This window comes from Candidatus Protochlamydia sp. R18 (assembly GCF_000648255.1).
Classification (GTDB): domain Bacteria; phylum Chlamydiota; class Chlamydiia; order Chlamydiales; family Parachlamydiaceae; genus Protochlamydia; species Protochlamydia amoebophila.
Map to the genome: position 1 here is coordinate 1 of NZ_BASL01000377.1, position 203 is coordinate 203.

Here is a 203-nt window from a genome sequence, read left to right on the forward strand (position 1 = left end):
CCTCAACCTGAATTATCGATACCAGAGATGATGACAATTGTCATTTTATTTCATCAATCCAATGATCGAACATTTAAGCACTTTTATGGGTATGTTACCAAATACTTAGTGAAAGAATTTCCAAACTTAATGAGTACTAGCCGTTTTATTTAAAGAAGAACCTTTTTGTTCCTCTATTTGCTTATCTTTTGGACAAAAGAGGA

Annotated in this window: 1 pseudogene; it reads left to right on the forward strand. The window is 32.0% G+C overall.

Annotated features, from left to right (window positions below):
* Positions 1 to 203 (forward strand): annotated as a pseudogene (locus TY19_RS00410) (IS982 family transposase); the annotation flags it as partial.